This window comes from Pseudomonas sp. H1_D05 (assembly GCF_054682705.1).
The window spans coordinates 3424640-3445013 of the sequence record NZ_CP162825.1 but is presented as its reverse complement, the minus strand read 5'-3'; the positions used below and the strand labels follow the sequence as shown (position 1 = coordinate 3445013).

The 20374-nt window shown below is 59.7% G+C and carries 21 protein-coding genes; 11 read left to right on the top strand and 10 right to left on the bottom strand.

The window, feature by feature from the left end; genetic code table 11:
• Window positions 1-25 precede the first annotated feature (25 nt).
• Window positions 26-265 (bottom strand): sulfurtransferase TusA family protein, encoded by a 240-nt coding sequence (locus AB4O11_RS15515; RefSeq protein ID WP_007911399.1) that lies wholly within the window; start codon window positions 263-265, stop codon window positions 26-28.
• 98 nt (window positions 266-363) lie between these two features.
• Here AB4O11_RS15515 and AB4O11_RS15510 point away from each other — a divergent pair, with 98 nt between their 5' ends.
• The gene (locus AB4O11_RS15510; RefSeq protein WP_034153149.1) at window positions 364-1797 is read left to right on the top strand and encodes a M48 family metalloprotease; all 1434 of its coding nucleotides are present in this window, start codon (window positions 364-366) and stop codon (window positions 1795-1797) included.
• A gap of 82 nt (window positions 1798-1879) precedes the next feature.
• Here AB4O11_RS15510 and AB4O11_RS15505 read toward each other — a convergent pair whose 3' ends face one another.
• Window positions 1880-3313: a DegQ family serine endoprotease gene (locus tag AB4O11_RS15505; RefSeq protein WP_034153148.1), complete on the bottom strand. Its 1434-nt coding sequence runs from the start codon at window positions 3311-3313 to the stop codon at window positions 1880-1882.
• Between the two features lie 34 nt (window positions 3314-3347).
• On the opposite strand from AB4O11_RS15505, the gene AB4O11_RS15500 reads away from it, so the two are divergent.
• A complete protein-coding gene (locus tag AB4O11_RS15500) occupies window positions 3348-3509 on the top strand; it encodes a hypothetical protein (RefSeq protein WP_175559653.1) in 162 nt (53 codons plus the stop codon).
• 14 nt (window positions 3510-3523) lie between these two features.
• Here the strand turns inward: AB4O11_RS15500 and AB4O11_RS15495 are convergent, their stop codons facing one another.
• From AB4O11_RS15495 to rpoE, 3 genes are read right to left on the bottom strand one after another with little or no spacing between them, the layout of a single operon-like run.
• Window positions 3524-4489: a MucB/RseB C-terminal domain-containing protein gene (locus tag AB4O11_RS15495; RefSeq protein ID WP_093438329.1), complete on the bottom strand. Its 966-nt coding sequence runs from the start codon at window positions 4487-4489 to the stop codon at window positions 3524-3526.
• 8 nt (window positions 4490-4497) lie between these two features.
• Window positions 4498-5085, bottom strand: coding sequence for a sigma-E factor negative regulatory protein (locus AB4O11_RS15490; protein ID WP_034153146.1), 588 nt, complete (start codon window positions 5083-5085; stop codon window positions 4498-4500).
• A 30-nt stretch (window positions 5086-5115) separates the two neighbouring features.
• A complete protein-coding gene (gene rpoE, locus AB4O11_RS15485; RefSeq protein ID WP_003172477.1) occupies window positions 5116-5697 on the bottom strand; it encodes an RNA polymerase sigma factor RpoE in 582 nt (193 codons plus the stop codon).
• Window positions 5698-6254: 557 nt separating this feature from the next.
• Between rpoE and nadB the strand changes: the two genes are divergently transcribed.
• Window positions 6255-7871, top strand: a complete 1617-nt coding sequence (nadB, locus tag AB4O11_RS15480; RefSeq protein ID WP_460090120.1) for an L-aspartate oxidase — start codon at window positions 6255-6257, stop codon at window positions 7869-7871.
• On the opposite strand, the gene AB4O11_RS15475 is transcribed toward nadB, so the two are convergent.
• The gene (locus AB4O11_RS15475; protein WP_093438367.1) at window positions 7840-8292 is read right to left on the bottom strand and encodes a protein YgfX; all 453 of its coding nucleotides are present in this window, start codon (window positions 8290-8292) and stop codon (window positions 7840-7842) included. The two genes, nadB and AB4O11_RS15475, sit on opposite strands and share 32 nt — an antisense overlap.
• Window positions 8276-8530 (bottom strand): FAD assembly factor SdhE, encoded by a 255-nt coding sequence (locus AB4O11_RS15470; RefSeq protein WP_093438371.1) that lies wholly within the window; start codon window positions 8528-8530, stop codon window positions 8276-8278. The genes AB4O11_RS15475 and AB4O11_RS15470 overlap by 17 nt, the downstream gene beginning before the upstream one ends.
• Window positions 8531-8680: 150 nt before the next feature.
• Here AB4O11_RS15470 and ygfZ point away from each other — a divergent pair, with 150 nt between their 5' ends.
• Together ygfZ and AB4O11_RS15460 are read left to right on the top strand one after the other, a co-directional pair.
• Window positions 8681-9622 carry a CAF17-like 4Fe-4S cluster assembly/insertion protein YgfZ gene (ygfZ, locus tag AB4O11_RS15465; protein WP_093438376.1) on the top strand — a complete coding sequence of 314 codons (942 nt, stop codon included), beginning with the start codon at window positions 8681-8683 and terminating at the stop codon, window positions 9620-9622.
• 35 nt (window positions 9623-9657) lie between these two features.
• On the top strand, window positions 9658-10479 hold the full coding sequence (locus tag AB4O11_RS15460) for an HDOD domain-containing protein (RefSeq protein ID WP_093438380.1): 822 nt from the start codon (window positions 9658-9660) through the stop codon (window positions 10477-10479).
• Window positions 10480-10584: 105 nt separating this feature from the next.
• On the opposite strand, the gene AB4O11_RS15455 is transcribed toward AB4O11_RS15460, so the two are convergent.
• Entirely contained in the window at window positions 10585-11970 is a 1386-nt protein-coding gene (locus AB4O11_RS15455; RefSeq protein ID WP_093438385.1) for a sensor histidine kinase, read from the bottom strand.
• Window positions 11963-12634, bottom strand: a complete 672-nt coding sequence (locus AB4O11_RS15450; protein ID WP_007911422.1) for a response regulator — start codon at window positions 12632-12634, stop codon at window positions 11963-11965. The genes AB4O11_RS15455 and AB4O11_RS15450 overlap by 8 nt, the downstream gene beginning before the upstream one ends.
• Window positions 12635-12870: 236 nt before the next feature.
• On the opposite strand from AB4O11_RS15450, the gene AB4O11_RS15445 reads away from it, so the two are divergent.
• From AB4O11_RS15445 to AB4O11_RS15425, 5 genes are read left to right on the top strand one after another with little or no spacing between them, the layout of a single operon-like run.
• On the top strand, window positions 12871-14163 hold the full coding sequence (locus AB4O11_RS15445) for an OprD family porin (RefSeq protein WP_460090116.1): 1293 nt from the start codon (window positions 12871-12873) through the stop codon (window positions 14161-14163).
• Between the two features lie 53 nt (window positions 14164-14216).
• On the top strand, window positions 14217-15194 hold the full coding sequence (locus AB4O11_RS15440) for a Bug family tripartite tricarboxylate transporter substrate binding protein (RefSeq protein WP_016984707.1): 978 nt from the start codon (window positions 14217-14219) through the stop codon (window positions 15192-15194).
• Between the two features lie 56 nt (window positions 15195-15250).
• Entirely contained in the window at window positions 15251-15709 is a 459-nt protein-coding gene (locus AB4O11_RS15435) for a tripartite tricarboxylate transporter TctB family protein (protein ID WP_016984708.1), read from the top strand.
• Window position 15710: 1 nt separating this feature from the next.
• A complete protein-coding gene (locus AB4O11_RS15430; protein WP_016984709.1) occupies window positions 15711-17225 on the top strand; it encodes a tripartite tricarboxylate transporter permease in 1515 nt (504 codons plus the stop codon).
• Complete coding sequence (locus AB4O11_RS15425; protein WP_099758254.1) at window positions 17218-18252, top strand: AbrB family transcriptional regulator; 1035 nt, start codon at window positions 17218-17220, stop codon at window positions 18250-18252. Before AB4O11_RS15430 ends, AB4O11_RS15425 begins: the two co-directional genes overlap by 8 nt.
• A gap of 119 nt (window positions 18253-18371) precedes the next feature.
• On the opposite strand, the gene ung is transcribed toward AB4O11_RS15425, so the two are convergent.
• Window positions 18372-19064, bottom strand: coding sequence for a uracil-DNA glycosylase (ung, locus tag AB4O11_RS15420; protein WP_007911441.1), 693 nt, complete (start codon window positions 19062-19064; stop codon window positions 18372-18374).
• Between the two features lie 132 nt (window positions 19065-19196).
• On the opposite strand from ung, the gene AB4O11_RS15415 reads away from it, so the two are divergent.
• Window positions 19197-20309 (top strand): enoyl-CoA hydratase/isomerase family protein, encoded by a 1113-nt coding sequence (locus AB4O11_RS15415; protein WP_099758253.1) that lies wholly within the window; start codon window positions 19197-19199, stop codon window positions 20307-20309.
• Window positions 20310-20374: the final 65 nt, after the last annotated feature.

Genomic DNA, 20374 nt, shown 5'->3' with positions numbered 1-20374 from the left:
TCCTTAGATTGTAACGCTGTCGATTTCAGGCCTTTTTCAACCAGTAACGGTAAACACCTGCTTCGTCTTCTTCGCGCAGCAGCGTATGACCGGCCAATTTGGCAAAGGTGCGAAAGTCGCGTTGCGAGCCCGCATCGGTGGCGATCACCTTGAGGACGGCGCCACTCTGAAGCTTGTTCAGCTCCATTTTCGCCTTGAGCAACGGCAACGGACAATTCAGGCCACTGGCGTCCAGTTCCACGTCATGGGCTACAGCGTCAGTCATTGCGTCACTCCGGTTCAGGTCTTCGAGCTGCCTAGAATATCTGGTCGCAGCTTCGGTGTCCGGCTACAGTAAGGTCTTTGTCTTCTAAGGCTTTGTGCATGACTTTTCTGCGCCCTACCCTGCTGACGCTCGCTTGCCTGCTCGCCTCACCAGGCTTTGCCGACGATCTGCCGTCACTCGGCGACGCCAGTTCTGCCATTGTCTCGCCGCAACAGGAATACCAGCTTGGCCGCGCTTGGCTGGCGATGTTGCGCAGCCAGGTTTCACAGCTCAACGATCCGCAGCTCAAGGACTACGTCGAGTCCAGCGTCTATAAGCTGGTGGAGACCAGTCAAGTCACTGACCGACGTCTTGAATTCATTCTGATCAACAGCCCGCAGCTCAACGCCTTTGCGGCGCCGGGCGGCGTGGTCGGGGTCAACGGCGGTTTGTTCCTCAATGCGCAGACCGAAGGTGAATACGCTTCGGTACTGGCGCACGAACTGGCGCACTTGTCGCAACGCCACTTTGCGCGTGGCGTCGAGGCATCGCAACGAATGCAGGTGCCGATGATGGCCGCGCTGCTGGCCGGGATCGTCATCGCCGCAGCCGGTGGCGGTGACGCTGGTATTGCGACCATCGCCGGTACGCAGGCAGCGGCGATTCAGTCGCAGCGCACCTTCTCCCGGCAGAACGAACAGGAAGCCGACCGCATCGGCATCCTCAATCTGGAAAAGGCCGGGTATGACCCGCGCTCGATGCCGACCATGTTCGAACGCCTGATGCGTCAATACCGTTTCGACGCCAAGCCACCGGAATTCCTGCTGACTCACCCGGTGACCGAATCGCGTATTGCCGACACCCGCAACCGTGCCGAACAAGCCAAACCGGGCGGCATTGAAGACTCCAAGCGCTATCAATTGATCCGCGCGCGCGTGCAGTTGATCTACGAAGAAACCCCGGGTCTGGGCGCCAAGCGTTTCCGTGCGCAGCTGGATGAAAACCCGAAGAACGATGTGGCGCGCTACGGTCTGGCGATTGCGCAGATCAAGGGTGGCCAGTTGAATGAAGCGCGCGAGAATCTCAAGCAATTGCTGGCGACATCGCCGAACGAAATCATCTACAACCTTGCCCAAGTCGATCTGGACATCACCAATAATCGTTTGCCGGATGCACAGTCCCGTGTGGACCGGATGCTTACACAATATCCGGGCAACTATCCGCTGAATCAGGTTCGAGTGGATCTGCTGCTGAAACAGAATCGCGCGCCGGATGCCGAGAAGGCGCTGGAAGCATTACTCAAATCCCGCCCGGATGATCCGGATGTCTGGTATCAGGTCGCCGAAACCCGTGGCTTGTCGGGGAACATCATTGGCCTGCACCAGGCGCGGGCCGAGTATTTCGCGCTGGTTGGCGATTATCGCCAGGCGATCCAGCAACTCGATTTTGCCAAGCGCAAGGCGGGCAGCAACTTCCCGCTGTCTTCACGCATCGATGCCCGCCAGCGTGAGCTGATGGAACAGGAGCGGATGGTCAAGGACATGATGGGCTAAGCCTCCTGCCGTCCAGACAAAAGCTTCAGGCATAAAAAAACCGCCTCTTTCGAGGCGGTTTCTTTTTTACCTTAGCGCTGGATTATTCAGCCAGTTTGAAGGTGATGAAGCTGGCACGACCTTGACGCAGAACGCGCATCGACACCGAACGGTTCTTCGGCAGTGCCTTGGCGATCTCGCCGAACTCCTTGGTGGAGCCGATGGCCTGGTTGTTCAGGTGCGTGATCACGTCACCTGGCTGCAGACCAATCAGCGCCGCAGGACCGTCCTGCACTTCCTTGATCACCACACCACCTTTGAGGTCGTAGGTTTTCTTCTGCTCGGCGGTCAGCTCGCCCACCGACACACCGAGGCGGTTGCTGGTGCTTTCAGTGCCGGACTTCGGCAGTGCATCCAGCTCTTTGTCTTCGTCAGGGATCGCGCCAACGGTCAGCTCGACATTCTTGCGCTTGCCTTCACGAATCACTTCCAGATTGGCTTTGGCGCCAGCTTTCAGTGCGCCGACCAGATGCGGCAGATCAGCAGACATGACGATCGGCTGACCGTTCATGCTCAGGATCACGTCGCCGACTTGCAGGCCGCCCTTGGCTGCCGGGCCGTCATCCTGAATCTGGGCAACCAGCGCGCCGGCCGGTTTATCCAGACCGAACGACTCGGCCAGATCCTTGTTCACTTCCTGAATGACCACGCCGAGCCAGCCACGGCTGACCTTGCCGCCGCTCTTCAGTTGGTTGGACACATCCATTGCCACGTCGATCGGGATCGCGAACGACACGCCCATGAAACCACCCGAACGGGTGTAGATCTGCGAGTTGATGCCGACCACTTCACCGTTCAGGTTGAACAGCGGACCACCGGAGTTGCCCGGGTTGATCGGCACGTCGGTCTGAATGAACGGCACGTAGTTTTCGTTCGGCAGGCTGCGGCCAACGGCGCTGACGATGCCTTGAGTCACGGTATGGTCGAAGCCAAACGGCGAACCGATTGCCACGACCCACTGACCGGCTTTCAAGTCCTGGGATTTGCCGAGTTTGAGCACCGGCAGATCCTTGCCTTCGATTTTCAGCAAGGCCACGTCGGAGCGTGGATCGGTGCCGATCAGCTTGGCTTTCATTTCACTGCGGTCGGCGAGGCGGACGAGGATCTCGTCGGCATCGGCGATTACGTGGTTATTGGTCAGGATGTAGCCATCCGGGGAGATAATGAAGCCCGAACCCAGCGACTGCGCTTCACGCTGACGACCACCACCACCCGGCGAACGCTGCTGAGGCGGCATGCCGCGCTCGAAGAACTCGCGCAGCATCGGCGGCAGGCCTTCCAGATCAGGCATCTGCTGGTTCACTTTGCGATCCGGCAGTTTCTGCGTGGTACTGATGTTCACCACGGCTGGCGAAGCTTGTTCGACCAATTGGGTGAAGTCAGGCAGATCGGCCGCTTGCGCCGCAGGCACCGCCTGACCGAGCAACAGCACAGTGGCGAAAATGGAGAGATAGGATTTCAAACTTGGTATCGACATACAGCTCCCGTTACGACGAGCAGGGTTAAGCGATATGGAGCAAGGAACGCCGGAAACCACCGACCGGCATTTTTGTTCCGGCAACAACAAACAAGGCCAGAGCCGTGAGGCTCTGACCTATAAAAAATTTTCGGGGTATTTGCAAATGAAAATGCTCAGCAAACATTTCATCTACGTCTCGATGAAGACGTGGTAATGACTGAAATCAGCTCACTGCTTACTGGTTGCAGTGCCATCGGTATTTCGCATCGACAGAGCAATTCGTTCGGCAGTGCCAATTGGAATTTCACCAACCACGGTGACCATCATCTCGCCTTCAGGCGTTGTCAGGCGACGTGAAACGGCAACGGTTGGACCCAGTTGCGTGCGGGTGTCAGTGACGGTTGCGCCGTTCAAAGGCTCAAGGAAAACCGAAAAACGTGCCAAGCCGTCGTCGTACAGCAAACTGTTGACCTGAGTCTTGGTTTCCGGGTCCTTGTGCGAGGTGCTGCTGGTCAGTTCAAAACCCGGCGGCAGCCAGTCCGAATGCCAGACCTGAGCGGTCTTGACCGCCGAAGCCTTGTCGCTGTCGAGCGTTATCGCTTTACAGTCGGCATCAGCCTGCAAATCTTTGTCCGACGGGACTTCGTCAGTATCGAGACTGGTGAACTGGAAGCGTTCGAGCAACTGCCCCTTGTCGTTCAGCAGCAACGACTTCAACGGCAAACCCGTTTTCTTGTCCAGATGCAATTCAAAACCGTAACGATGCTGATCGCGAGGCGTCAGCGATACAATCACTGCGTCTCGCCCAGCCACGCGCGATTTGCCGATGACGGCAAGGTCATACCAGTTTTTCAGCTTTTGCGGATCGAGAGGACGAGCGGCTGAGTTGGGGGAATCCCCCAGACCGGCAATCAGGGTGCCGCTGACGCATTGAGTGTGTCCATCAATGCGCACGACTTCCTGCGCCGAACCGTCGAGCTGGAGTAAACGCTCGCGAACCTGGCCATTCTGGACGCGATGCCAGATGTTATGGGTAGAAAAGCTACCGTTACGCTCGTATACGAAAGTGCCGTGAAAGCTTTGCTGCTGCTCGGCCTGGCCCAGACGGGTCAACCAGTCCTGGGCCTCATCAGCGTGGGCTGGAACTATGAACCAGCCACTGAGCAGAAGCGAAAGTAGAGGTATGGCGCGCATGATCCTCCTTAACGGTTTTCCAGACTTGCTGCACGTGCGTATGGCAACGCGCTTTCAGTGCCTTTCAGTGCGGCCTGTTGTGCGTGCTGACGCAGGTAGCCTGGCAGACGCTGATCATGCCAGCCTGGCTGACCTTGCAGTACGCCGTTGGCCATAGGGCCAGTGGCTTCCGAACTTTCACTATAGCCTGCCAGAACAGCCGGACCTTTGACCTGTGGGGTGGCCAGGGTTGGCTGATTGGATTGCTGAGCCAGTTCGACACCAGCGATTTCGTCCTGGTTGTACAGACGAACACCGGCCAGAACGGCAACAGTCACCGAGGCTGCAACAGCCAGACGGCCAAGATTGCGCCATGGGCTGCGAGATACTTTGGCCGGAGCCGTTTCGTCTTCCAGTGCAGCAGACACTGCCGCAGCGATATCCAGACGTGGAAGCAGCAGATCCTTGTGCATGGCTGCCCGAGCGATCTGGTAACGAGCCCAGGTCTCACGGGTATCAACATCATCCAGTGCATTGAGCACTCGACGCAATTCCAGTTCGTCCGCTTCGTTATCCATCACTGCGGACAGCGATTCCTGCAGGGCTTCACGACTCATGGCGTTCCTCTCTTGGCTGTCGCCGCTGTCTCAGTTTTCCTGCAACAACGGCTGCAGGGCTTTATCGATGGCCTCCCGGGCGCGGAAAATCCGGGAGCGCACGGTACCCACCGGACATTGCATGACGCTCGCAATGTCCTCGTAACTCAGACCATCGAATTCACGTAAAGTTAACGCCGTACGCAAATCCTCTGGCAGTTGCTGAATGGTTCGATGGACAGTGCCTTCGATCTCATCCCGCAGCAGTGCACGTTCTGGTGACTCGAGATCCTTGAGGCCATGATCGCCATCGTAGAACTCTGCATCTTCGGAACTTACATCGCTATCCGGCGGCCGGCGGCCGCGTGAAACCAGGTAATTCTTTGCCGTGTTAATGGCAATACGGTACAGCCACGTATAAAACGCACTGTCGCCGCGAAAGTTTCCAAGTGCTCGATACGCCTTGATAAAGGCTTCCTGAGCCACGTCCTGGGCTTCATGGGTGTCGTGCACAAAACGCACGATCAACCCGAGAATCTTGTGCTGATACTTCAGCACCAACAGATCGAAAGCTCGCTTGTCGCCGCGTTGAACGCGCTCGACCAGCTGCTGATCCTCTTCCTGGGTTAGCATGAACACTCCTCGATAAGCCCGAAGGAGACTTGCATAACTAAACGACCAGACTTGCAAACATAGACTCGGGCTTTTCGCAAAAGTTCTCCCCCTCCAGGCAAGTTTCCTGCGGGCTCTGATTTGGCACGCACGAAAAGCGCAGCTCGGGATAAACCGGCTGCGCGAATAATCTTGTCATCGGTTTCGCCGGCAGGAATCCAACCGCAGATTCCGCACTGAAGCCGACACTGTCCCTTATCTCTGGCACCGACTATTGATCTTGGGCCTTTGGCAAAAGTTCCAATTATTTATAGCCTTCACCACCTGACATTGGGCGACCCTGTGCAGAAAAAGGCTGTTTCAGCACCGATACAGTCGTCTTTTCCCCAAACGGGTGAGAAAAACTTCCGACGAAGCACACGGTTTTTTCGGTCACAGTAGTTTCACAATGCCATATCGGCCCGGCTATTGTGCCGCTCCCCCCTCTATATACTAGTGGGCTGTGTGGCTGTCTTGACTCGCCGATCCGGCAGTCCTGCACCACCCCCGACCCGGGTCGCTTTGAGCGGAATCCTGTAATGAGCCAACAATTCCAACATGATGTTCTGGTCATTGGCAGCGGTGCTGCCGGTTTGAGTCTCGCGCTGACCCTGCCGGGTCACTTGCGCATTGCCGTATTGAGCAAAGGCGATCTCGCCAACGGATCCACCTATTGGGCCCAGGGCGGCGTCGCAGCTGTGCTGGATGACACCGACACTGTCGAATCCCACGTCGACGACACCCTGAACGCCGGCGGCGGTCTGTGCCACGAAGACGCAGTGCGTTTCACCGTCGAGCACAGCCGAGAGGCCATCCAGTGGCTGATCGACCAAGGCGTGCCCTTCACCCGCGACGATCAGTCCGGCACTGAAGACGGCGGATTCGAATTTCACCTGACCCGCGAAGGTGGCCACAGTCACCGCCGCATCATCCATGCGGCCGATGCCACCGGCGCTGCCATCTTCAAAACCCTCCTGGCCCAGGCCAAAGAGCGTTCGAATATCGAACTGCTGGAGCAGCGGGTCGCCGTCGACCTGATCACCGAACGACGCCTGGGCATGGAAGGCGAACGCTGCCTCGGCGCCTACGTACTCAACCGCAAGTCTGGCGAAGTCGACACCTACGGTGCACGCTTCGTGATTCTGGCCTCGGGCGGTGCTGCCAAGGTCTATCTCTATACCAGTAACCCCGACGGCGCCTGCGGTGACGGCATCGCCATGGCCTGGCGTTCGGGTTGCCGGGTGGCGAACCTGGAGTTCAACCAGTTCCACCCGACCTGCCTGTATCACCCGCAGGCCAAGAGTTTTCTGATCACCGAAGCCCTGCGCGGCGAAGGCGCCCATTTGAAGCTGCCCAATGGCGAACGCTTCATGTCCCGCTTCGACAAGCGCGCCGAGCTGGCACCGCGTGACATCGTCGCCCGGGCCATCGACCATGAAATGAAGCGTTTGGGCGTTGACTGCGTGTATCTCGACATCAGCCACAAACCCGAAGCGTTCATTAAAAGTCACTTCCCGACTGTTTATGAGCGCTGCCTGGGATTCGGCATCGACATCACCAAACAGCCGATCCCGGTCGTCCCGGCCGCGCATTACACCTGTGGCGGCGTGATGGTCGATCAGAACGGTCGCACCGATGTGCCGGGGCTGTATGCCATCGGCGAAACCAGCTTCACCGGCCTGCATGGCGCCAACCGCATGGCCAGTAATTCGCTGCTGGAATGTTTCGTCTATGCCCGTTCGGCGGCGGCGGACATTCTCGCGCAACTGGACGATGTCGCCGCGCCAAGCGCCCTGCCCGTCTGGGACGCCAGCCAGGTCACCGACTCCGACGAGGACGTGATCATCGCGCACAACTGGGATGAACTGCGGCGGTTCATGTGGGACTACGTCGGCATCGTGCGCACCAACAAGCGCCTGCAACGGGCGCAGCACCGTGTGCGCCTGCTGCTGGACGAAATCGACGAGTTCTACAGCAACTATAAGGTCAGTCGCGATCTGATCGAACTGCGCAACCTGGCACAAGTCGCCGAACTGATGATTTGCTCAGCCATGGAGCGCAAGGAAAGTCGCGGCCTGCATTACACCCTCGACTATCCCGACCTGTTGCCTGAGGCACTCGACACTATTCTGGTGCCGCCCACCTACGCCGGCTGAACTTGAGCCGCACTCGCAGGCGCCGGTGCAGATCCGCCGCCTGCGAGTCCCGTGGCACACAGATTGATCTGACCCGCCATTCCCCACGCAGACGAAAACGCAACACCACGATCAACGGCAGCGCCAGGCTGTCCGGCCTCAACTGCACGGCTTGCCAGCCATCCGCCTGATTCCATAACTGCCAGCCATCGGCGTCCCGGCGCAATCCGCGAAACGCCTGAGGGTGATTTAGCAGAATCTGCCGAGGCAACACCCAATATCCATGAAGCAGACAGCCAAAAGCCCCGAGCAAACTTGCCCAGAGTGGAATAGAAAGCAGGAACAACGAACCCAGTGCGAACGCCTGGGCCAACAGATACGCCGCCAGCAACTGCCGTGAGGCATGCCAGCGGCATTCGAACGTGTTACTTGGGCTGGACACGGTCCAGGATCATGCGAACCATGCGCTGCAGCTCCGGATCTTCAGACTCGCTGCGCTCCATGAACCAACCGAACATGTCCTGATCCTCACACGTCAACAGACGGACATACAGATCGCGATCCACCTGATTCAGGTCTGCATAGACCTCCTTCACGAACGGCACCAGCAACACGTCAAGCTCAAGCATGCCGCGACGGCTGTGCCAAAAGAGGCGATTCAGTTCAACTTGTTCGACCATGGAGCCCTCCTCAAATTTGGCGGCAAGTATACAGCGCCGAGGCGGGTCGCACAGTCGGCTTTGGTCGGGCACCACCGATCCTTTATCAACTACCCATTTCACCAACGCGCCCTTATGATGTGCCCCAGTCTATTTACCCTGCGAAGACCCATGGCCGATTCTGCTTTTTTCTGCACCCTGTCTCATGAAGGCGTTCTCGCGGTTCGCGGCGCGGATGCCGGAAAATTCCTGCAAGGCCAGTTGACCTGCAATCTCAATTACCTGAGCGACAGCCGCGCCAGCCTCGGTGCTCGTTGCACACAGAAAGGCCGGATGCAGTCGAGCTTCCGCATTCTGCTCGAAGGTGACGGCGTGGTCCTGGCGATGGCCAGCGAGCTGCTGGAGCCGCAACTGGCGGACCTGAAAAAGTACGCGGTGTTCTCCAAATCGAAACTGACCGACGAAAGCGCCGCCTGGGTACGCTTCGGCCTGGAGCACGGCGACAGTGCCTTGATCGGTCTTGGTCTGGACCTGCCGGCGGAAACCGACAGCGTTGTGCGTCACGATGACCTGATCGCGATCCGCGTCTCGCCCGACCGCGCCGAACTCTGGGCACCGGCCGATCAGGCTGACGCGATCAAAGCCAAATTGTCCGAAGCCCTGCCTGAAGCCGAGCTGAATCAATGGCTTCTGGGCCAGATCCGCGCCGGTATCGGTCAGGTCATGCCAAGCACTCGCGAGCTGTTCATCCCGCAGATGCTCAACCTGCAGGCCGTCGGCGGCGTGAGTTTCAAGAAAGGCTGCTACACCGGCCAGGAAATCGTCGCGCGCATGCAGTACCTGGGCAAACTCAAGCGTCGTCTGTACCGCTTGAGCCTGGACGCTGCTGATTTGCCGGAACCTGGCACACAACTGTTTGCGCCGAGCCACAACAGCGCCATCGGCGAAGTGGTGCTGGCCGCCAAGGCCGGGCAAAACATTGAACTCCTGGCGGTGCTGCAGGCCGAAGCTGCCGAAGCCGGTGATTTGCATCTGGGCACCCTCGAAGGTCCCGCGCTGCATCTGCTCGACCTGCCCTACGAACTGGATCGCGACCGCGAAATCCAGCGCTGATCGCAGCATTTGTTGCAACACCCTAGAGAGTTTAAATGAGCGAACTGGCGGAAAAAGTCCAACAGGATTTGGTTGCGGCCATCGATAACGATGACCTGGTTCTGCCCACGTTGCCGGAAGTGGCCCTGCAGATTCGCAAGGCCGCTGAAGACCCGGAAATCAGCGTCAGCGACCTGAGCAAAGTGATCGGCCGTGACACGGCACTGTCGGCGCGCCTGATCAAAGTGGTCAACAGCCCGCTGCTGCGCGCCGCGCAGGAAGTCACCGACCTGCACACAGCCATCACCCGGCTGGGCATCAACTACAGCAGCAACCTGGCCATCGGCCTGGTGATGGAGCAGATCTTTCACGCCCGCTCGGAAGTGGTCGAACAGAAGATGCGCGAAGTCTGGCGCAAGAGCCTGGAAATTGCCGGGGTCAGTTACGCGTTGTGCCGCCGCTACACGCAACTCAAGCCCGATCAGGCAGCCCTTGGCGGGCTGGTGCATCAGATCGGGGTACTGCCGATTCTGACTTACGCCGAAGATCATTATGAGCTGCTGTCGGATCCGGTCAGCCTCAACCATGTGATCGACCATATTCACCCGTTGCTCGGCGACAAGTTGCTGCGCGTGTGGGAGTTTCCGGAACGATTGGTGGAGTTGCCGGGGCGCTATCAGGACTTCAAGCGCGACTCGACTGCTATTGACTATGTCGATCTGGTGCAGGTGGCGAGCCTGTATTGCCACAAGGGCACTGACCACCCGTTTGCGCGGATTGATCCACTGAGCGTGCCGGCGTTCAGAAAGCTTGGGATTGATCCGGAAAACAAAGCGCTGTGTGAAGATCTGGAAGAGTCGCGGACGATGTTTTATTGATCCGGAACCGAGGCGCGACCTTCGCGAGCAAGCTCGCTCCCACATTGGAGTGCATTCCAGAGTGGGAGCGAGCTTGCTCGCGAAGGGGCCAGCAAACCACCACAATTACCCGGCAATAAAACTGACCCGCACCTTCAACCCCGCCTGCTCGCCATCATGCAAGGTGATCTGCGCCAGATGCGCCCGGCAGATCTCGCCAACAATCGCCAGGCCCAAGCCTGAACCCGCCACCTGCTGATTGCGCCGATAGAAGCGCTCGAACACCCGATCGCGCTCTTCCAGCGGAATCCCCGGGCCGTCATCTTCAACCTCCAGCACCGCCGGGGCCGTCACCCGCAAAATCACGTTGCCGCCCGATGGCGTGTGCGCCAAGGCGTTGTCCACCAGATTGCTCAGCAACTCATTCAACAACGTCGGTTCACCGCGCAGCCACACCGGTTCGTCCGCCTCGAGCGCCAGGGCCACCCCGCGCTTGTGCGCCAGTGGCGCCATGGCCATGCCCAGTTCTCGGGCCAACTGACTCAGATCGAGCAACTGCGCGCCGCCCTCGGCAATCGCCCGGGCGCCGTTTTCGACCCGCGCCAGCGACAGCAACTGATTGGCCAGATGCGTCAGGCGATCTGTGCTTTGTGCGGAGGACTCCAGCGTCGAACGCCAGACCTCGGCATCATTGGAACGCAGGCCCAGCTCAAGCCGCGCCTTCAGCGCTGCCAAAGGCGTACGCAACTCATGGGCGGCATCGGCAATGAACTGCGCCTGTCGCTCAAACTGGCCACGCAAGCGCTCGGTGAAGTGGTTAAGCCCGCGCACCAGCGGCCACAGTTCATGTTGCACTTCAACCAATGGCAACGGGCGCAAGTCGTCGGGCTGACGCTCTTCCACCGCCGTGCGCAAGCGCTCCAATGGGCGCAGTGCCGCACTGACCGCGAACCAGACCAGCAACAACGCGCCAATCGCCAACATGCCCAAACGCAGCAAGGTATCGGCGGCCAGACTGCGCGCCATGCTCACCCGCGCTTCGTCGGTTTCGGCCACGCGGATTTCCGCCATGCCATTCATGTTCGGCTCCGTCACCGCCTTGAGCAGACTGACCACGCGCACGTTCTGACCGTTGTAGGTGGCGTTGTAGAAGCGCGCCAACGCGGGATAACTGTCCGTTCGCGGCGTCCCCGGTGGAGGGCCGGGGAGGTTTTCGTAGCCGGAAATCAGCTTCTGATGGATATCGTTGACCTGATAGTAAATCCGCCCGGCGCTGTCGTAAGCGAAGGTATCGAGTGCGACGTAGGGCACATCGGCGCTCAGTGTGCCGTCACGCTGCGACAGGCCCGCAGCGATGGTCCGCGCCGAGGCCAGCAACGTGCGGTCATACGCGGTGTCGGCGGCTTCGCGACCATTCCAGTACGCGCTCAAACCGCTGGCGAGCATCAGCACCACCAGCAGCAATGCAAGGTTCCACAGCAAACGCCAGCGCAGGCTGCTGGGCTTATGCATCGCGGCTTTCCAGCAGATAACCCAGACCACGGAACGTCACGATCGCCACCGGTTGGCCGTCGAGTTTCTTGCGCAAGCGGTGCACGTAGATTTCGATAGCATCGGGGCTGGCCTCTTCGTCGAGGCCGAATACCTGGGACGCCAGTTGCTCCTTGCTCATCACCCGCCCCGGCCGGGCGATCAGCGCTTCCAGCACCGCTTGTTCGCGGGACGTCAGCGTCAGCAACTCTTCGCCGAGGGTGAAGCGCCGGGTGTCGAGGTCGTAGGCCAGCACACCGCAGCGCTGCTGGCGTTCACCACCGAGGACACTGCGGCGCAGCAAAGCTTTGACCCGTGCTTCCAGTTCAGTCAGCTCGAACGGTTTGGCGAGGTAATCGTCGGCGCCCAGATTGAGGCCATGGACGCGATCCTTCACATCGCTGCGCGCCGTCAGCATCAACACTGGCAGATTCTTGCCGCGTGCGCGCAAACGCGCGAGCACCTCGAAACCGTCCATGCGCGGCAGGCCGACATCGAGGATCGCTACGGCGTATTCCTCGCTGCCCAGCGCCAGATCGGCAGCCACGCCATCGTGCAACACATCCACGGTCAGACCGGTGCTCTTGAGCGCCTGTGCAACGCTTTCGGCCAGTTGCAGATGGTCTTCGACGAGCAGAACACGCATGGATTTTTACCTCGTTCAGGAATGGCCAACGCCACGCTTTGCCGCGGAGTTTACAGCCGCAACCGCCGCTGTGAAGCCCGAAAACCTTGAAAGTCAGCTGAAAGGTTAGTGAAAGGTTAGCCGGTTAGAGTCGGCCCACGGACAGTCCGAACTGCCGTCGCTGATGCCACACAGCGTAAAGAAAAACGCCTTGAAGCGTTTTCGACCAATAAGAACAATAAACGGAGTACACCCGCATGCCGTCCATGCAGCCTCAGGCCTCCACGCCTGTTCGCCCTTCCCGTTTCAGTCACACCGCCCTCGCCAGTGCCGCCGCCCTTGCCGGTTTTTCGCCGTTGAGTTTTGCCGACTTCATTGACGACAGCAGCGCCACGTTCGAAACCCGCAACATGTATTTCAATCGCGACTTTCGCGATGGCAGCAGTGCTCAACAGTCCAAGCGTGACGAATGGGCTCAGGGATTCATGCTCAATCTGCAATCGGGTTACACCGACGGCACCGTCGGGTTCGGTGTCGATGCGCTGGGCATGCTCGGGGTAAAACTTGATTCAAGCCCGGACCGCACCGGTACCGGCCTGCTGCCGACCCATGATGACGGACGCGCGGCGGATGAATACTCCAAAGTCGGCCTGACCGGCAAAGTGAAAATTTCCGCCACCGAGCTGAAAATCGGCAGCCTGATTCCTGAACTGCCGATCCTCAAACCGAACGACGGGCGCATCCTGCCGCAGACCTTTGAAGGCGGCTTGCTGACCTCCAAAGAGATCAAGAACCTGACCTTCACCGGCGGCCGCCTGGAGAAAGCCAAGGATCGCGACAGCACCGATTTCGAGGACATCGCCCTCAACAACAAGAACAGCCGTTTTGCCGGCACCGCCGCTGGCAAGCACTTCGATTTTGGCGGCGTCGACTACAAGTTCACCGACAAGATCACCGGCAGTTACCACTTCGCCCAACTCGACGAAGTCTACAACCAGCACTTCTTCGGCCTCGTTGCCTCGCGACCTATGGGTCCCGGCACGTTTGCCACTGACCTGCGTTTCGCCGTCAGTGATGATCAGGGCGCAGCCCGTGGCGGCGAGATCGACAACCGCTCGCTCAACGGTCTGGTCAGCTATGCGCTGAGCGGCCACAAGTTCAGCGCCGGTTATCAGCACATGTCTGGCGACAGCGCCTTCCCTTATGTCGATGGCAGCGACCCGTACCTGGTCAACTTCGTGCAGATCAACGACTTCGCCGGAGCTGAAGAACGCTCCTGGCAGGCTCGCTACGACTTCGACTTCGCCAAACTCGGCATTCCAGGCCTGAGCTTCATGAGCCGCTACTTGAGCGGTGACAACATCAAGCTCAAGAACGGTGAAGAAGGCAAAGAGTGGGAACGCAACACCGAGATCAAATATGTAGTACAAAGCGGCGCCTTGAAGGATGTCGCCGTGCGTTTGCGTAATGCCACTTACCGCTCCAACTACTCGGCTCGCGATGCAGACGAAGTGCGTTTGCTGGTGAGCTATAGCGTTGCACTTTGGTAAATGCCCGTAAGTGAAAAACACGTCGAATAACAACAATGCCCGTGGAGAATCGAATGAACCTGTCACTGCGTAAAGTTGCACTGGCCGCCAGTTGCATCCTGTTTGCCGGCCAACTGATGGCCGAACCGAAACGTCCGGAATGTATCGCCCCGGCCTCCCCCGGCGGTGGTTTCGACCTGACCTGCAAACTGGCGCAGAGCGCCTTGGTCAACCAGAAACTGCTGACCAAACCGATGCGCGTGACCTACATGCCCGGCGGTGTCGGCGCGGTGGCGTACAACGCCGTGGTCGCGCAACGTCCGGCCGATGCCGGCACGCTGGTGGCGTGGTCGAGCGGTTCGCTGTTGAACCTGGCTCAGGGCAAGTTCGGTCGTTTCGATGAGACCAACGTGCGCTGGCTGGCAGCGGTTGGCACCAGCTACGGCGCCATCGCGGTGAAGAGCGATTCGCCCTACAAGACCCTCGACGATCTCGTTCAGGCACTGAAGAAAGATCCAAGCTCCGTGGTGATCGGCTCCGGCGGCACCGTCGGCAGCCAGGACTGGATGCAAACTGCACTGATCGCCAAGGCTGCCGGGATCAACCCGCGTGACCTGCGTTATGTTGCGCTTGAAGGTGGCGGCGAAATCGCTACCGCCCTGCTCGGTGGTCACATCCAGGTCGGCAGCACCGACATCTCCGACTCTATGCCGCACATCCAGAGCGGTGACATGCGCCTGCTCGCGGTGTTCGCCGACAAACGTCTCGACGAGCCGGAGATGAAAGACATCCCGACCGCCCGCGAGCAAGGCTATGACATTGTCTGGCCAGTGGTACGCGGCTTCTACCTCGGGCCAAAAGTCAGCGATGAAGACTACGCCTGGTGGAAAGACGCGTTCGACAAACTGCTGGCCTCCGAGGATTTCGCCAAGCTGCGCGATCAGCGTGAACTGTTCCCGTTCGCCATGACCGGCCCGGAACTGGACACCTACGTGAAGAAGCAGGTGGCGGACTACAAAGTGCTGGCCAAAGAGTTCGGCCTGATCCAGTGATCGCCTCTGTCTAGCGGCTGCGTTCCCGGTGATGGGGACGCGGCACAGGAGCTCCCATGCTTATTCAACGCATTTTCGCCTCAGTGCTGTTGCTGGTCTGTGCCGGCCTGGCACTGATGGCGTGGCCGTACCAAGCGGCTTTTTCCTACGAACCGGTGGGCCCGCGCGCCTTCCCTCTGCTGATGCTCGGCCTGATGGGCGCGGCGCTGCTGTACATGGTGTTCCGCCCGGCGCCGATCAAACACAGCGATGACGAGCCGCCACTGGATCGCGAAACCCTGATCAAGATCGCCGCTTGCGTCGTCCTGCTGCTGGTATTCGCCGGCACGTTCGAACCCCTGGGTTTCATCATCGCCAGCATCATCACCGGCGTTCCGATGGCTCGCCTGTACGGCGGCCGCTGGCTACCGAGTGTGGTGATCATCAGCCTGATGGCGATCGGTCTTTACCTGCTGTTCGACCGTGTGATGGACGTTCCGCTGCCTCTCGGCCTGCTCAGCGTTCTGGAGAACTGATATGGATACTCTTGGCTATTTGGGTCAGGGTTTCGGCGTCGCGCTGAGCCCGTACAACCTGGTGACCGCGCTGTGCGGCACACTGATCGGCACCGTCGTCGGCCTGTTGCCGGGCCTGGGCCCGATCAACGGCGTAGCATTGCTGATCCCGATCGCATTTGCCCTCGGCCTGCCACCGGAGTCGGCGTTGATCCTGCTGGCAGCGGTGTATCTGGGCTGCGAATACGGCGGCCGGATCAGTTCGATCCTGCTGAACATTCCAGGCGAAGCCTCCACCGTGATGACCACCCTCGACGGTTACCCGATGGCCCGCAAAGGCCTTGCCGGTGTGGCGCTGTCGCTGTCGGCGTGGAGTTCGTTCATAGGCGCGTTCATTGCCACCTGCGGCATGGTCCTCTTCGCACCGTTGCTGGCGAAATGGGCGATTGCTTTTGGCCCCGCGGAATATTTTGTGCTGATGGTGTTTGCGATCGTCTGTCTCGGCGGCATGGCCGGTGACCGTCCGCTGAAAACATTCATTGCCGCGTTGATCGGTCTGTTCCTGTCAACGGTCGGCATCGATGCCAACAGCGGTGTGTACCGCTTCACCGGCGACAACATTCACCTGACCGACGGCATTCAGTTCGTCGTGTTGGTGCTGGGTCTGTTCTCGATCAGCGAAATTCTCCTGCTGCTGGAAAAAACCCACCATGGCCAGGAAGCGGTGAAAGCCACCGGCCGGATGATGTTCAACTTCAAGGAAGCGGCCTCGGTATTCGTGGTCAACGTCCGTTGCGGCGTGCTGGGTTTCATCATGGGCGTGTTGCCGGGTGCCGGCGCGACCCTCGCCAGTGCCGTGGCCTATATGACCGAAAAACGTCTGGCCGGCGCCAGCGGCAAGTTCGGTGAAGGTGACCCCCGTGGCCTCGCCGCGCCGGAAACCGCGATCGGCGGCGCAGCCTGCGGTGCGCTGGTGCCGATGCTGACCCTCGGCGTTCCCGGCTCGGGCACCACGGCGGTGATGATCGGCGCTCTGTCGCTGTACAACATTACCCCGGGCCCGCTGCTGTTCCAGCAACAACCGGACATCGTCTGGGGCCTGATCGCCTCGTTGTTCATCGCCAACATCATGCTGGTGATCCTCAACATCCCGATGATCCGCATCTTCACCCGCATCCTTGCCGTGCCGAACTGGGCACTGGTGCCAGTGATCGCGATCATCACCGGGATCGGCGTCTACGCGGTGCACGCCACTACGTTCGACCTGTTCCTGATGATCGGTATCGGCATCTTCGGTTACATCCTGCGCAAGCTGGACTTCCCGCTGTCGCCGCTGCTGTTGGGCTTCATCCTCGGTGAGTTGATGGAGCAGAACCTGCGTCGCGCCCTGTCGATCTCCAACGGTGCGCTGGAAATCCTCTGGTCGAGCCCGATCACCCTCGGTGTCTGGGTGCTGACGGCGATCATGCTGCTGATGCCGATCATCCGCATCTGGCGCAAACGCTCGGTCGCGCGCCGCGCCATTGCCGATGTTTGATCGCGCCTCACTGAAATCCTGGTGGGGAACCCCGCTGGTCGGTCTGCTTGGCGGTTACCTCGCCAGCCAGATCGGCTGGCCACTGCCGTGGATGGTCGGCTCGTTGCTGGCGATCATCCTCGTGCGCTGCCTGACCCCGTGGCAACTGACGGAAATCCCTGGCGGCCGCAAGTGCGGTCAGTGGATCGTCGGCATCGGGATTGGCCTGCACTTCACCCCGGTGGTGATGGAGCAGGTGCTCAGTCATTTCGGATTGATCTTCTTCGGTGCGCTGGTCACCAGTTTGTCGGCGGTGGTCGGCGTCTGGCTGATGCGCCGCACCGGCGAGGATCGCGCCACAGCATTTTTTTCCAGCATGCCCGGCGGTTCCGGGGAGATGGTCAACCTCGGCGCCCGTAACGGCGCGATGCTCAGCCACGTCGCGGCGGGGCAAAGTTTGCGGGTGCTGGTGGTGGTGCTGTGTGTGCCGGCGGCGTTCAAATATTTGCTCGGCGACGGCACACCGATTTCCCACGCTGGCAGCGTCGATTGGCGCTGGCTGGCGATTCTGTTTCCGGCGGGCGGTTTGCTTGCGTGGCTCTGGCAGCGTCTGCGCCAACCCAATCCGTGGCTGTTCGGGCCGTTGCTGGTGAGTGCGGCGGTGAGCATTGGCTGGGATTTGCACATTGGTTTGCCCAATGGCGGCAGTCAGATTGGCCAGTGGCTGATTGGCAGCGGTCTGGGTTGTCACTTCAATCGGCAGTTTTTCCGCCGTGCGCCTTCATTCATGGGGCGGACATTGATCGGCACGGCGTTGACCATGTTGATTGCGACACTGGCGGCGTTGGGGTTGAGTGCTTTGACCCATCTGGATCTGCGTTCGCTGACGCTGGGCATGATGCCCGGCGGGATTGCCGAGATGAGTCTGACGGCGGAGACGCTGCAATTGTCGGTGCCGTTGGTGACGGCGATGCAGGTGATGCGGTTGCTGTTTGTGCTGTTTCTGGCGGAGCCGTTGTTCAAGTACTGGAATCGTAATCCCGAGTAAGTCTGCAAGACCGAGTTGCCTTCTTCGCGAGCAAGCTCGCTCCCACATTGGTCATGTGAACGCCGCAAAACCAATGTGGGAGCGAGCTTGCTCGCGAAGGGGCCCGCTCAGCCAACCGATCAAATCGGCGGCAAACGCCACTCGATCGGCGTCTCGCCATTCTGCTCGAGAAACTTGTTGGTCCGGCTGAAGTGTCCACAACCCAAGAACCCGCGATATGCCGACAATGGTGACGGATGCACCGACGTCAGCACCAGATGCTTGGTCGCATCGATCAGCTTCTGCTTGCTCTGCGCATGGGCGCCCCAAAGCATGAACACCAGATGCGGCTGGCGCTCGCTGACCAGTTCAATGATCCGGTCGGTGAAAAACTGCCAGCCCTTGTCTTTATGCGCATTGGCGTTGGCGCGCTCGACGGTCATGGTGGTGTTGATCATCAACACGCCCTGATCGGCCCAGCTCTGCAGGTAGCCGTGATTGGGAATATCGATGTTCAGGTCGCGCTTCAACTCTTTATAGATGTTGACCAGCGACGGCGGCGCCGGCACGCCCGGTTGCACCGAGAAGCACAAGCCGTGGGCCTGGCCCGGGCCGTGATACGGGTCCTGGCCGAGGATCACCACCTTCACTTTATCCAGCGGCGTCGAGTTCAGCGCGTTGAAAATCATCGGTCCCGGCGGATAGATTTCCTTGCCGGCCGCCCGCTCCTGCTGCAGAAACTGGCGCAACTCTGCCATGTAAGGCTGGTCGAACTCAGCACGCAGTGCCTCCTTCCAGCTCGGTTCGAGTTTGATACGGTCGTCAGCAGTCATGGTCATACCCGGCAAAAACAATGGGGCGAACCCTAGGAAAGCCGACCACGCTTGTCAAATGATCTGATGCAGATCCGGCACTTTCCCACACAACGATCATACTGATCGTTCAAATTCCCGATCGAGGTCACGATGAATCTGCACGTCGAAGAACTCACCGGCACCGACGGCGCCCGCATCGGTATCGCCAGCCTGGATGCTGAAAAATCGCTGAATGCGCTGTCCCTGCCGATGATCAACGCCCTCAGCGACAAGTTGAACGCCTGGGCCAAGGATCCACAAATCGTCTGCGTCCTGCTGCGCGGCAACGGCGCCAAAGCCTTCTGCGCCGGCGGCGATGTGCGCAGCCTGGTCGAGGCCTGTCGCGCCCATCCCGGCGAAGTCCCGCCGCTGGCTGCGCAGTTTTTCAGCGCGGAATATCGCCTGGATTACAGCCTGCACACCTATCCGAAACCGTTGATCTGTTGGGGCCATGGCTATGTGCTCGGCGGCGGCATGGGCCTGTTGCAAGGCGCGAGTACGCGGATCGTCACACCGAGCAGCCGTTTGGCCATGCCGGAAATCACCATTGGTCTGTATCCGGACGTCGGCGCCAGTTGGTTTCTCGCGCGGCTGCCGGGCAAACTCGGTTTGTTTCTGGGCCTGACCGGTGCGCACATGAACAGTCGTGATGCGATCGATCTGGATCTGGCTGATCGCTTCCTGCTTGACGAACAACAGCCGCAACTGATCGAAGGCCTGCTGCAACTGAATTGGCAGGAACAGACCGACATGCAACTCAACAGTCTGCTCAAGGCCCTGCAGCAGGAAGCCGTGGCGCAGATGCCCGAGGCACAGTGGTTGCCACGTCGTCAGCAGATCGACGAACTGCTCGACGTCAGCGACGTGACCTGCGCCTGGAAAGCCATCAGCCTGCAACGCGACAGCATCGATCCGTTGATCGCGCGGGCAGCGAAAACCATGAGCGAAGGCTCGCCACTGACCGCGCATCTGGTCTGGGAACAGATCATCCGCGCCCGCCATATGTCGCTGGCCGAAGTCTTTCAGATGGAATACACCCTGAGTCTCAATTGCTGCCGGCATCCGGAATTCAGCGAAGGGGTTCGCGCGCGGTTGATCGACAAGGATCAGAAGCCGCACTGGCATTGGCCGGACGTCAATCACGTGCCGGATGCAGTGGTCGAGGCGCACTTTCACAAGGTTTGGGAGGGCCGACATCCGTTGGCGGATCTGACGCAGTATTGAACTGACGCGATGCTCGCGATGACGACTGGATCCCCATCGCGAGCTGCCTCAATCGGTCGCCATAA

Excerpts from the sequence above, each read along its gene's own strand:
- AB4O11_RS15515 (WP_007911399.1), bottom strand. The coding sequence starts at position 265 with ATGACTGACGCTGTAGCCCATGACGTGGAACTGGACGCCAGTGGCCTG.
- AB4O11_RS15510 (WP_034153149.1), top strand. The coding sequence starts at position 364 with ATGACTTTTCTGCGCCCTACCCTGCTGACGCTCGCTTGCCTGCTCGCC.
- AB4O11_RS15505 (WP_034153148.1), bottom strand. The coding sequence starts at position 3,313 with ATGTCGATACCAAGTTTGAAATCCTATCTCTCCATTTTCGCCACTGTG.
- AB4O11_RS15500 (WP_175559653.1), top strand. The coding sequence starts at position 3,348 with ATGGAGCAAGGAACGCCGGAAACCACCGACCGGCATTTTTGTTCCGGC.
- AB4O11_RS15495 (WP_093438329.1), bottom strand. The coding sequence starts at position 4,489 with ATGCGCGCCATACCTCTACTTTCGCTTCTGCTCAGTGGCTGGTTCATA.
- AB4O11_RS15490 (WP_034153146.1), bottom strand. The coding sequence starts at position 5,085 with ATGAGTCGTGAAGCCCTGCAGGAATCGCTGTCCGCAGTGATGGATAAC.
- rpoE (WP_003172477.1), bottom strand. The coding sequence starts at position 5,697 with ATGCTAACCCAGGAAGAGGATCAGCAGCTGGTCGAGCGCGTTCAACGC.
- nadB (WP_460090120.1), top strand. The coding sequence starts at position 6,255 with ATGAGCCAACAATTCCAACATGATGTTCTGGTCATTGGCAGCGGTGCT.
- AB4O11_RS15470 (WP_093438371.1), bottom strand. The coding sequence starts at position 8,530 with ATGGTCGAACAAGTTGAACTGAATCGCCTCTTTTGGCACAGCCGTCGC.
- ygfZ (WP_093438376.1), top strand. The coding sequence starts at position 8,681 with ATGGCCGATTCTGCTTTTTTCTGCACCCTGTCTCATGAAGGCGTTCTC.
- AB4O11_RS15460 (WP_093438380.1), top strand. The coding sequence starts at position 9,658 with ATGAGCGAACTGGCGGAAAAAGTCCAACAGGATTTGGTTGCGGCCATC.
- AB4O11_RS15455 (WP_093438385.1), bottom strand. The coding sequence starts at position 11,970 with ATGCATAAGCCCAGCAGCCTGCGCTGGCGTTTGCTGTGGAACCTTGCA.
- AB4O11_RS15450 (WP_007911422.1), bottom strand. The coding sequence starts at position 12,634 with ATGCGTGTTCTGCTCGTCGAAGACCATCTGCAACTGGCCGAAAGCGTT.
- AB4O11_RS15445 (WP_460090116.1), top strand. The coding sequence starts at position 12,871 with ATGCCGTCCATGCAGCCTCAGGCCTCCACGCCTGTTCGCCCTTCCCGT.
- AB4O11_RS15440 (WP_016984707.1), top strand. The coding sequence starts at position 14,217 with ATGAACCTGTCACTGCGTAAAGTTGCACTGGCCGCCAGTTGCATCCTG.
- AB4O11_RS15435 (WP_016984708.1), top strand. The coding sequence starts at position 15,251 with ATGCTTATTCAACGCATTTTCGCCTCAGTGCTGTTGCTGGTCTGTGCC.
- AB4O11_RS15430 (WP_016984709.1), top strand. The coding sequence starts at position 15,711 with ATGGATACTCTTGGCTATTTGGGTCAGGGTTTCGGCGTCGCGCTGAGC.
- AB4O11_RS15425 (WP_099758254.1), top strand. The coding sequence starts at position 17,218 with ATGTTTGATCGCGCCTCACTGAAATCCTGGTGGGGAACCCCGCTGGTC.
- ung (WP_007911441.1), bottom strand. The coding sequence starts at position 19,064 with ATGACTGCTGACGACCGTATCAAACTCGAACCGAGCTGGAAGGAGGCA.
- AB4O11_RS15415 (WP_099758253.1), top strand. The coding sequence starts at position 19,197 with ATGAATCTGCACGTCGAAGAACTCACCGGCACCGACGGCGCCCGCATC.